This window comes from Vibrio sp. M260121, assembly GCF_036533715.1.
Classification (GTDB): Bacteria; Pseudomonadota; Gammaproteobacteria; order Enterobacterales; family Vibrionaceae; genus Vibrio.
The window spans coordinates 1-9,890 of record NZ_JATABF010000073.1 but is presented as its reverse complement, the minus strand read 5'-3'; the positions used below and the strand labels follow the sequence as shown (position 1 = coordinate 9,890).

The window sequence follows — 9,890 nt, the reverse complement described above, 5'->3', positions numbered from 1 at the left end:
CCGCATCCCGCATCCCGCATCCCGCATCCCGCATCCCGCATCCCGCATCCCGCATCCGCTTCCACTTCCCCTCTTTGAAGGTTAAAATCCACTTTCAATTACGATCTATCCCAAATATCGGAGCCTCCTTTTGTCAGATTCTCAGTTTTCCCCTCAAGACGAACTATTTATGCGCCGTGCGATGGAGCTTGCAGAGCAAGCAGAAGCAGAAGGGGAAGTGCCGGTTGGTGCTGTTTTAGTGAAAGACGGAGAGATCATTGCGGAAGGTTGGAACCGTTCTATTTGCGCTCATGATGCGACGGCGCATGCGGAGATCCAAACTTTGCGTAAAGCGGGCGAAGCTCTAGGAAACTATCGACTGCTTGATACCACTTTGTATGTCACGCTGGAGCCCTGCCCAATGTGTACTGGGGCATTGTTACACAGCCGAGTGAAACGCGTCGTTTACGGTGCTCCTGACTTAAAAGCAGGCGCTGCAGGAACGGTATTAAACTTGTTTGAAAGCCAAGCAGCGTACCATTACGCAACAGTTGAAAATGGGCTACTAGAAGAAGAATGCCGCTCTCAGTTGCAAGCGTTCTTTAAACGTCGCCGCAAAGAAATTAAAGCGAAGAAACAAGCGCAAAAGGCGTTGGAAAACGAGCAGGAAAATAAAGATAAGTAAGTTGAAAGGAGAATGAGTTTTTTCGGCTAGAAGTATTTTTAGCAAACACCTACCCAAGAGTAGATGTTTGCTTCAAATTCTCAGTGATTCACTAGGTGAACGAAAACACGGTTACGTGCACTGACTTTCTTTTTCATACTCGTAAGCTTACGCTTACGGCGGTTAGCAGCCACTGTCTTATTCAAACGTTTTGACTGCACTCTGCGCTTTCTCATAATCAGAACCTCTTGCAGACAACGAACACACTCTCCGACACTCGCATAGCAAAGCGTCTGACATGCTATCAATCGATGACATTCTGATGAGGCACGCCTACGGATGAAGGTGGCATCAGTTCGAGGAGAGGTGACTAAAAGAACTTCTCTGCTATGCAAGCCTAATATTGGTATGGCACCAATGAGCATCACAAGCTAGATAAGCCCGAAAGACTGGATTCTAGATAACTTTATCTGTTGACTCAACAAAAAAATAGCGAGCTGAGGGCTCGCTATTTTGGAAGGTTTTATTCTGCTTTTGGCTCTGGTGTTTGCTCTGCTTGTTGGGGCGCATTTTCTTCAGGTGGTGGTGTTACTTCAACTGCCCCTGAAACCTGTTCAGCCAAGGTCTCCACAGCACCAGAAACTAATAGATTAGGATCGAGTGGCGGGATGACCTGAAGATCTTCTGTATCCTCGTCGATAGCAGGCTTTTGGCTTACATGGCCAATGATCGATTGGTAGTAACGACGAATGTTTTCAACGTAGTTACGCGCTTCATCACCACGAGCATAGCCATAACGAGTTTGGCTATAGAAGCGTTTCTGGCGTAATAGCGGTAGGCGCTCTTTTACATCTGCCCACGCATTTGGATCGCCACCTTGCGCTTTAGTCAGGCGTCGTGCATCCATCATGTGTCCGTAGCCTACGTTGTAAGACGCTAAAGCAAACCAAATCTTCTCATGCTCATTGATTGAGTCCGGTACACGAGCCACGATACGGCGAAGGTATTCCACACCACCACGCACAGACTGCTCTGGATCTAGGCGATCCGTTACCCCAACACTCTTAGCGGTTGGCAGCGTCAACATCATCATGCCACGAACGCCTGTTGGTGACTTCGCTTTTGGTTTCCAGTGAGATTCCTGATAAGCCAATGCCGCAATCAAGCGCCAGTCGAACTCTTCACTGTATTTTTGGAACAGTGGTGACCATTTCGGCAAGGTGTTATCCAAGGCGCGAATAAAAGCACGCGTGTCTACGTAGTCGAAAGCTTCAATATGGCCGATGTATTTCTCTTCGAGCGTTGCGAGTTCACCGGACTGCTTAATGTTGCCAAAGAATTCGATCAACATGGCATACAAGCTTTCATCTTCAGAACGACGAGTGAACCAAGAAACGGGTTGGTCTTCGGTTAGCTCAAATGCTAAAGCGAGATCTGGGTATAGGCGCTGAGCTAAAGGCAGTTCCACCGAGTCAGTTACTGTAAAACGCAACTCACCTGTTGATACGTGTTTTAAGAGGTCGCGAGTATCGGCATCGCCAATAATTTCGAATTGTAGCTCTGGGTGTTCTTTCTGTAGCGCGGTTAATGTCGGAACAAATTGTGACTGCTCAACAATTTGCAGCGTCTCTGCTCCTGCATTGCTGTCTTCGTTTTCGGCTTTCTCATCTTTTGATTCTTGATACTTGATGAGCTGGTCTACATCGCGAGGGCGAAGCTGGCCTTTTTTGTACACCACTTGCTGGCTCACATAGTAGTAAGCAGGCCCAGGGCGGAAGCGTTGCACCGCTTGAGAGGTTTGGTTTAAACCGGTCGCGATAATATCAATATCGCCTTTTTTCAGAGCAGGGAATAACTCTGCTTGGCGGAAAGCAGGTCTGATTTCCAACTTCACGCCGAGTTGCTCTGCAAATTTGCGCGCCAGTTCGTAATCCAAGCCAGCAGGACCATCAGGACCAATGTAGTAGGAGAGTTGGTTGTTTAGCGTGCCAACACGTAGGACACCACGCTCTTGGATTTGCTCGAATTCACTTTTGGGTTCCGACTCAATCTGACACGCAGAGAGTAAAAGCACAGAGGCGAAAAGTAGGGCGCTGCGCTTGAGTCGGTTGAACTGACTTATTTGCATTAATTCGGTACGTCTCGATAATTTTCTAGTTGCCTTTATATCAAAGCGAGCTGGTGGGGCAAAGTGAATCAGACAGATAGAGTGCGACATTGTGTGATTTATCGACATTTTAGTCGGAATTCAAATTTGACGAAAAAAATGACGCAAACGGTTGCTTTTGGTGTTACATCACAAAAACAATTGCTATATAATGCGCTCGCAACGAAGAGGTGGCATCGGCATAGGTTTGAAAAACCTTCGGGAATAGCTTCGAAGAAAACAGTATAACCCACTGAATTTATTCCAATATCACCTTAATCACTTGCAATAAGAGACCTAAGCACATGAGAATTTTGCGTGGCTCCCCAGCTCTTTCTGAGTTTCGTGTTAATAAACTACTGGAACTTTGTCGTGAACAAGATCTGCCTGTCACTGGCATTTACGCTGAGTTCATGCACTTTGCGGATCTAAAGTCTGACCTTGATGCTCAAGAGTTGGAAAAACTGGAAAAATTGCTGACTTACGGTCCAACGATCGAAGAGCATGAGCCAGAAGGTCTTCTACTTCTTGTTACGCCTCGTCCGGGCACTATTTCGCCTTGGTCTTCTAAATCTACTGATATCGCCATCAACTGTGGTCTAGACAAAGTAAAACGTCTTGAGCGCGGCACTGCATATTACGTAGAGACATCGACGCCTCTTAACGATGCTCAAATTGCTGATGTAAAAGCACTCATCCATGACCGAATGATGGAAGTGACATTTACTGATTTTGATGCGGCAAACGCGTTATTCCAAGCGGCAGAACCTGCTCCTGTAGCAGATGTTGATCTATTAAAAGGCGGCCGTGCTGCGCTTGAAAACGCAAACGTTACCCTAGGTCTTGCACTTGCAGATGATGAAATTGAATACCTTTACGATGCGTTCGTAAATAAGCTAGAACGCAACCCGACTGACATCGAACTAATGATGTTTGCACAAGCGAACTCAGAGCACTGTCGTCACAAGATCTTCAACGCAGACTGGACTATCGACGGCGTTAAGCAAGAGAAGTCTCTGTTCAAGATGATCAAGAACACATTCGAAACTACGCCTGAAAACGTACTGTCTGCATACAAAGATAACGCAGCGGTAATGGTAGGTTCCGATGTTGGTCGTTTCTTCCCGAACCCAGAAACTCGCCAGTACGGCTACAGCCAAGAGAAAGCGCACATCCTAATGAAGGTGGAAACGCACAACCACCCAACAGCTATCTCTCCTTGGCCGGGAGCTTCGACTGGTTCTGGTGGTGAAATCCGTGATGAAGGCGCAACTGGTATTGGTGGTAAGCCAAAAGCAGGTCTAGTTGGTTTCACAACATCTAACCTACGTATTCCTGGTTTTGAACAGCCATGGGAAACAGATTTCGGTAAACCGGGTCGCATTGTTAACGCTCTAGATATCATGCTAGAAGGCCCACTTGGTGGCGCGGCGTTTAACAACGAATTTGGTCGTCCAAACCTACTTGGTTACTTCCGTACTTACGAAGAGAAAGTTAACTCTCACGCAGGTGAAGAGGTTCGTGGTTACCACAAGCCAATCATGATTGCTGGTGGTATGGGTAACATTCGTGACGAGCACGTTCAGAAGAAAGAGATCCCAGTAGGTGCGAGCCTAATCGTACTTGGTGGTCCTGCAATGAACATCGGTCTTGGCGGTGGTGCTGCTTCTTCAATGGCATCTGGTCAATCAGCAGAAGACCTAGACTTCGCTTCAGTACAGCGTGAAAACCCAGAAATGGAACGTCGCTGTCAGGAAGTGATCGACCGTTGTTGGCAACTTGGTGATGCTAACCCAATCGCGTTCATCCACGATGTAGGCGCGGGCGGTATCTCTAACGCACTTCCTGAGCTTGTGGACGATGGCGAGCGTGGTGGTATCTTCCAACTGCGCGATGTACCAAATGATGAACCAGGCATGAGCCCACTTGAGATCTGGTGTAACGAATCTCAAGAGCGTTACGTTATGGCAGTTGCGCCAGAGAACATGGAAGTATTCGACGCAATATGTAAGCGTGAACGTGCACCATACGCCGTAGTAGGTATCGCAACAGAAGAGCGTGAGCTTAAACTTGAAGATTCACACTTCGAGAACACGCCAATCGACATGCCAATGGATGTGCTTCTTGGTAAGACGCCTAAGATGCATCGTGATGCGAAAACGCTAAAAGCAAACAACCCTGCAGTTAACCGTGACGGTATCGAGCTAAACGAAGCAGCGGACCGCGTTCTACGTCTACCAACGGTTGCAGAGAAAACATTCCTTATCACTATCGGTGACCGCACAGTAACGGGTCTAGTTGCTCGTGACCAAATGGTTGGTCCATGGCAGGTTCCAGTAGCAAACTGCGCAGTAACAGCAGCAAGCTACGACACTTACCACGGTGAAGCGATGTCGATGGGTGAGCGTACGCCAGTTGCGCTACTAGACTTTGGTGCTTCTGCTCGTCTAGCGGTTGGTGAAGCAATCACAAACATTGCAGCGACAAACATCGGTGATATCAAACACATTAAACTGTCTGCAAACTGGATGTCTCCAGCAGGCCACCCAGGTGAAGATGCTGGTCTTTACGAAGCGGTGAAAGCTGTGGGTGAAGAGCTATGTCCAGCACTTGGTCTGACTATCCCTGTGGGTAAAGACTCAATGTCGATGAAGACTAAGTGGGAAGAGAATGGCGAGCAGAAAGAAGTAACGTCTCCGCTGTCTCTGATCATCACTGCGTTTGCTCGTGTTGAAGATGTGCGTAAGACAATCACACCTCAGCTTCGCACAGATAAAGGCAACACTAGCCTTGTTCTAATCGACCTAGGTAACGGTCAAAACCGTCTAGGTGCGACTGCACTGGCACAGGTTTACAAGCAGCTTGGTGATAAGCCAGCAGACGTAGATAACGCAGCACAGCTAAAAGGTTTCTACGAAGGAGTTCAAACTCTAGTAGCGAATGACCAAGTAGTGGCTTACCACGATAAAGGTGATGGCGGTCTATTCGTTACTCTTGCTGAGATGGCATTCGCGGGTCACTGTGGTGTGAAAGCTGACATTGCTGACCTTGGCGAAGATACTCTAGCAGCACTATTTAACGAAGAGCTAGGCGCAGTACTTCAGGTTAAGAACGATGACCTAGACGCTGTACTTTCTACTCTTGCAGCAAACGACCTAGAAGCGTGTTCACACGTAATCGGCTCAGTAGAAGCATCTGACAAGCTAGTGATCACTTCTGGTGACACAGTGGTTCTAGAGCGTAACCGTACTGAACTACGTACTATCTGGGCGGAGACAACGCATAAGATGCAAGGTCTACGTGATAACCCAGCATGTGCTGACCAAGAGCACGAAGCGAAGAAAGACAACTCAGACCCAGGTCTAAACGTTAAACTAAGCTTTGATGTGAACGAAGACATCGCAGCGCCATTCATCGCGAAAGGTGCTAAGCCTAAAATGGCAATTCTGCGTGAGCAGGGTGTTAACTCTCACGTTGAGATGGCAGCAGCATTCGACCGTGCTGGCTTTGAAGCAACGGATATTCACATGAGCGACATCCTAACGGGTCAAGCTGTACTGGAAGAGTTCCAAGGCCTAGTGGCGTGTGGTGGCTTCTCTTACGGTGACGTTCTAGGCGCCGGTGAAGGTTGGGCTAAGTCTATCCTGTTCAATGAACAAGCTCGCAACCAGTTTGAAGGCTTCTTTAAGCGTGAAGATACGTTCTCTCTAGGTGTGTGTAACGGCTGTCAGATGCTATCGAACCTGAAAGAGCTAATCCCAGGAGCAGACCTGTGGCCACGCTTTGTTCGTAACGAATCTGAGCGTTTTGAAGCTCGCTTTAGCCTAGTTGAAGTACAAAAGTCTGACTCTGTATTCTTCGATGGTATGGAAGGCTCGCGTATGCCAATCGCGGTTTCTCACGGTGAAGGTCGCGTAGAAGTACGTGATGCTGAACACCTAGCGGCGATTGAAGCGTCAGGCACGGTTGCAGTTCGTTACGTTGATAACCACGGTAACCCAACTCAGCAATACCCGAACAACCCGAACGGTTCGCCAAACGCAATCACCGGTCTAACGACTCAAGATGGCCGTGTGACTATCATGATGCCGCACCCTGAGCGTGTATTCCGCACAGTAGCGAATTCATGGTCTCCAGAAGGTTGGGGCGAGAATGGTGCTTGGATGCGTATGTTCCAAAACGCACGCAAGAACATCGGCTAATTACGACGTAGCCCAAGGTTAACGAAAAGAATAAAGCGCTGGTTGAAAGACTGGCGCTTTTTTATTTAATGGAATCGAGAATGGATCTCGTCCTATGGAACGCCTCGCTTCGAGATGCGAGAAAGAACAGCGGCGTCATTTCCTAGACTGACGAAGGAAGGAGTAGGAAATCTCTTTTTAACAATGAATCGTGAGAGTTCCCCAATTCGTTCGTGCCTTATCTACTGTAAAAAACTTGCAGCGTTTCGGTAACTTTTATGCTCTAATACCGCGCTTACCAAGGGATGGTGTTAAACAGCTCAGCTTAGATGGAGTTATCAAGTTGACCGAATCCCTGATTAATCCCTTAGGAAATGAAAGAAATGTCTAAAAATCCAAAATTTGCTATCCGCGTAACTGAAAAACGTAACGGTTGGAGCGCAGAGATCACTCGTCAAGTGACATCTCGTAAGACTGTAGTATCAAAACGTGAAACTGGCTTTGACAGCGAAGAGAAAGCACAAGCTTGGGCTGAGCAAGAACTAGCAGGTTTTGTTCAAAACCAAGTGGTTCGTAACGAGCGTAAAGCTGTACAGCGTCAAGAGCGTGAAGCAGAGCAACTAGCGGCAAAAGTTCGCAAAGAAGAAGCTCGCAAAGCACGCGAAGTTGAAGCTGACGAAGAGTAATCTCAGCTTACTAGATGGTCGATTTGTACCATCAAATCTGAATTAAAAAATGCCCCGAGTTCATCTCGGGGCATTTTTATTTGAATGGAAATTAAGAGGTTACTGTTGAGTGTCTAACGGGATTTGCCCTGTCGTTACTTGGTCGACATCAAACTCAGTCAGCTCTTCAATGTAGCTTTCAACCGCTTGCTCTACCACTTCATCGTTTTGCTTGAAGTAAGCGATATGGAAAATAGCATCGCCTTCATTCACAAGTGGCAGTGTTTGCTGGCCAATAACGATACCACCTTTCGGTGCGACTAGTTCAAGCTCATCGTGCCCCAGAGGAGAGCTGATGTATGCTAGCGTTTCGCCTTCTTCTACCTTGTCTCCTAGGTTAACCACAGTACGCAAAATACCGTTACCGGATGCACGAACCCAGCTGGTGGATTTCGCGATAATTGGTTCAGGTAGTTTCTTACGGCTCGCACGTAGCATACCGATTGCTTGCATCACACGTTGAACGCCCAGTACACCTGCGCTGATGGATAGTGGGTCAAAGCGCAGAGCTTCACCCGCTTCATAGGTCAGTACTGGGATATCGCATTTCTCCGCTTCGCTACGCAGAGAACCGTCACGTAGAGCAGAGTCTACGATCACTGGTGTTGCAAACGCTTTTGCGATACGCAGTGTTTCTGGGTTGCTCAAGTTCGCACGAATTTGAGGTAGGTTAGTACGGTGAATTGCACCTGTGTGAAGATCCAAAATATAGTCGCAACGCTTAGCAATATTGTTGAAGAAGCCATGCGCCATACGTGATGCCAATGCACCTTTCTCACTGCCCGGGAAGCAGCGGTTTAGGTCGCGACGGTCTGGAAGGTAGCGCGACTTATGGATAAAGCCAAACACGTTTACGATAGGAACCGCAATCACCGTGCCTTTTAGTTTTGCTGGATCCAATTGGTTGATCATCTGACGAACGATCTCTACGCCATTAAGCTCATCACCATGGATCGCTGCATTTACCATTAAAACAGGGCCTTCCTGTTTACCGTGGATAATTTCCACAGGAATAGAAAGAGGCGAGTGCGTGTAAAGCTGTGCCGCTTCAAATTCGGTTTCTAGTCGTTGTCCTGGTTGTACTTGGTGCCCGAGCAGCTCAAATACTTTGCTTTTTTTACTTCTGGCCATAAACCATCTCTGTCAAATACGTTAGCAACAATGTAACAACTGGTTCAAAATCACACTAATCATTCTTCTTGATGTGACGAACAATAATTTTTATTGAAAAGATCAACAATTCACCGAATGTATGGCTTGTGTGAGTTTATTGGGTGAAATCTAGTATCGATTGAGTAGTCTTGCCATAGTTTTTGATGTGTTATATTCATGGAAAAAATAAGGCTGTGTTAAATTTAATACTAATATTTTTTTTGCGAAAAACTATCTTTTACCTCTCGTTTTTATCCGCTAATATCCCCGCCGAATTTTTGACCTAATACTATTTAACTAGAGGTTTTGATGAAAAAGGCGTTCGCTAAAATTGGCGCATTGACTGCAGTCGCAGTTTCTCTTTCTGGCTGTGTAGGCAGCAACGCAGTAACGGGTTACGTTATGGGCTTCAACTTGAAAGCCGTTGACAACCGTTACGCTCGTGGTGGTCTAAACATGCTAATGGCGCCAGTTTACGGTGTTGCTATTGCGGCTGACTACATCGTGTTCAACTCTCTAGAGTTCTGGACTGGTAAAAACCCGCTAAACGGTAAGCCACACATCTTTGATAAGAAGATGGACACTTACATCGACGTAAACCACCAGTTAGATAAATCACTAACAACAGCCCCAATTGGTCCTCTAACGAACAACCGTGTTATCGAGCAAGGTCAGATGCAACAGATCGACGAGAACACAGTTCAAATGGACATCACTTACAACAACGGTGAAAAAGCAACACTTATGGGTGTTCGTGAAGGTGATTTCGTTACTTACTACATCGATGGTGAAGTTGTTGCTAAGACTTCTATGGATGAGCTAGCGGCATACGCGCAAACTCGTGCATAATGTACGAAGTGCTTTTAATAGCAAGCTCGCAATAAAAAAGGGTGCCTCGGCCTGTCTCTTATACACAAATCCCCAAGCTTGTAGCTTGGGGATTTTTTTTGAACTCTTTAACGTGTGTGCGATCTGATCACTTACTATTCCTCACTGAAACACTAAGATGACATATTCAGACGCTAAACTTTGGGCACAAGAAC

Annotated in this window: 7 protein-coding genes; 4 read left to right on the top strand and 3 right to left on the bottom strand. The window is 46.9% G+C overall.

Features of this window, described 5'->3' with window-relative positions; translation table 11 throughout:
- Positions 1-130 precede the first annotated feature (130 nt).
- Positions 131-664, top strand: coding sequence for a tRNA adenosine(34) deaminase TadA (tadA, locus tag QTO06_RS24260; protein WP_331410191.1), 534 nt, complete (start codon positions 131-133; stop codon positions 662-664).
- An 80-nt stretch (positions 665-744) separates the two neighbouring features.
- Here tadA and QTO06_RS24255 read toward each other — a convergent pair whose 3' ends face one another.
- Both QTO06_RS24255 and mltF read right to left on the bottom strand, forming a co-directional pair.
- Positions 745-879, bottom strand: a complete 135-nt coding sequence (locus QTO06_RS24255; protein WP_005424864.1) for a hypothetical protein — start codon at positions 877-879, stop codon at positions 745-747.
- Positions 880-1,166: 287 nt separating this feature from the next.
- The gene (gene mltF / locus QTO06_RS24250) at positions 1,167-2,771 is read right to left on the bottom strand and encodes a membrane-bound lytic murein transglycosylase MltF (RefSeq protein ID WP_331410188.1); all 1,605 of its coding nucleotides are present in this window, start codon (positions 2,769-2,771) and stop codon (positions 1,167-1,169) included.
- Positions 2,772-3,094: 323 nt separating this feature from the next.
- Between mltF and purL the strand changes: the two genes are divergently transcribed.
- Together purL and QTO06_RS24240 are read left to right on the top strand one after the other, a co-directional pair.
- Positions 3,095-6,991, top strand: a complete 3,897-nt coding sequence (gene purL, locus QTO06_RS24245) for a phosphoribosylformylglycinamidine synthase (RefSeq protein WP_331410185.1) — start codon at positions 3,095-3,097, stop codon at positions 6,989-6,991.
- 362 nt (positions 6,992-7,353) lie between these two features.
- Positions 7,354-7,656 (top strand): DUF3622 domain-containing protein, encoded by a 303-nt coding sequence (locus tag QTO06_RS24240; protein ID WP_010446286.1) that lies wholly within the window; start codon positions 7,354-7,356, stop codon positions 7,654-7,656.
- A 99-nt stretch (positions 7,657-7,755) separates the two neighbouring features.
- Here the strand turns inward: QTO06_RS24240 and QTO06_RS24235 are convergent, their stop codons facing one another.
- Positions 7,756-8,826 carry a succinylglutamate desuccinylase/aspartoacylase family protein gene (locus tag QTO06_RS24235; RefSeq protein WP_010446288.1) on the bottom strand — a complete coding sequence of 357 codons (1,071 nt, stop codon included), beginning with the start codon at positions 8,824-8,826 and terminating at the stop codon, positions 7,756-7,758.
- 330 nt (positions 8,827-9,156) lie between these two features.
- Here QTO06_RS24235 and QTO06_RS24230 point away from each other — a divergent pair, with 330 nt between their 5' ends.
- Complete coding sequence (locus tag QTO06_RS24230; protein ID WP_331410180.1) at positions 9,157-9,696, top strand: DUF3332 domain-containing protein; 540 nt, start codon at positions 9,157-9,159, stop codon at positions 9,694-9,696.
- The last annotated feature ends 194 nt before the right edge of the window (positions 9,697-9,890 follow it).

Bases quoted from the DNA above. Each gene is read 5' to 3' on its own strand.
- QTO06_RS24230 (WP_331410180.1), top strand. From the start codon at position 9,157: ATGAAAAAGGCGTTCGCTAAAATTGGCGCATTGACTGCAGTCGCAGTT.
- QTO06_RS24235 (WP_010446288.1), bottom strand. From the start codon at position 8,826: ATGGCCAGAAGTAAAAAAAGCAAAGTATTTGAGCTGCTCGGGCACCAA.
- purL (WP_331410185.1), top strand. From the start codon at position 3,095: ATGAGAATTTTGCGTGGCTCCCCAGCTCTTTCTGAGTTTCGTGTTAAT.
- QTO06_RS24255 (WP_005424864.1), bottom strand. From the start codon at position 879: ATGAGAAAGCGCAGAGTGCAGTCAAAACGTTTGAATAAGACAGTGGCT.
- QTO06_RS24240 (WP_010446286.1), top strand. From the start codon at position 7,354: ATGTCTAAAAATCCAAAATTTGCTATCCGCGTAACTGAAAAACGTAAC.
- mltF (WP_331410188.1), bottom strand. From the start codon at position 2,771: ATGCAAATAAGTCAGTTCAACCGACTCAAGCGCAGCGCCCTACTTTTC.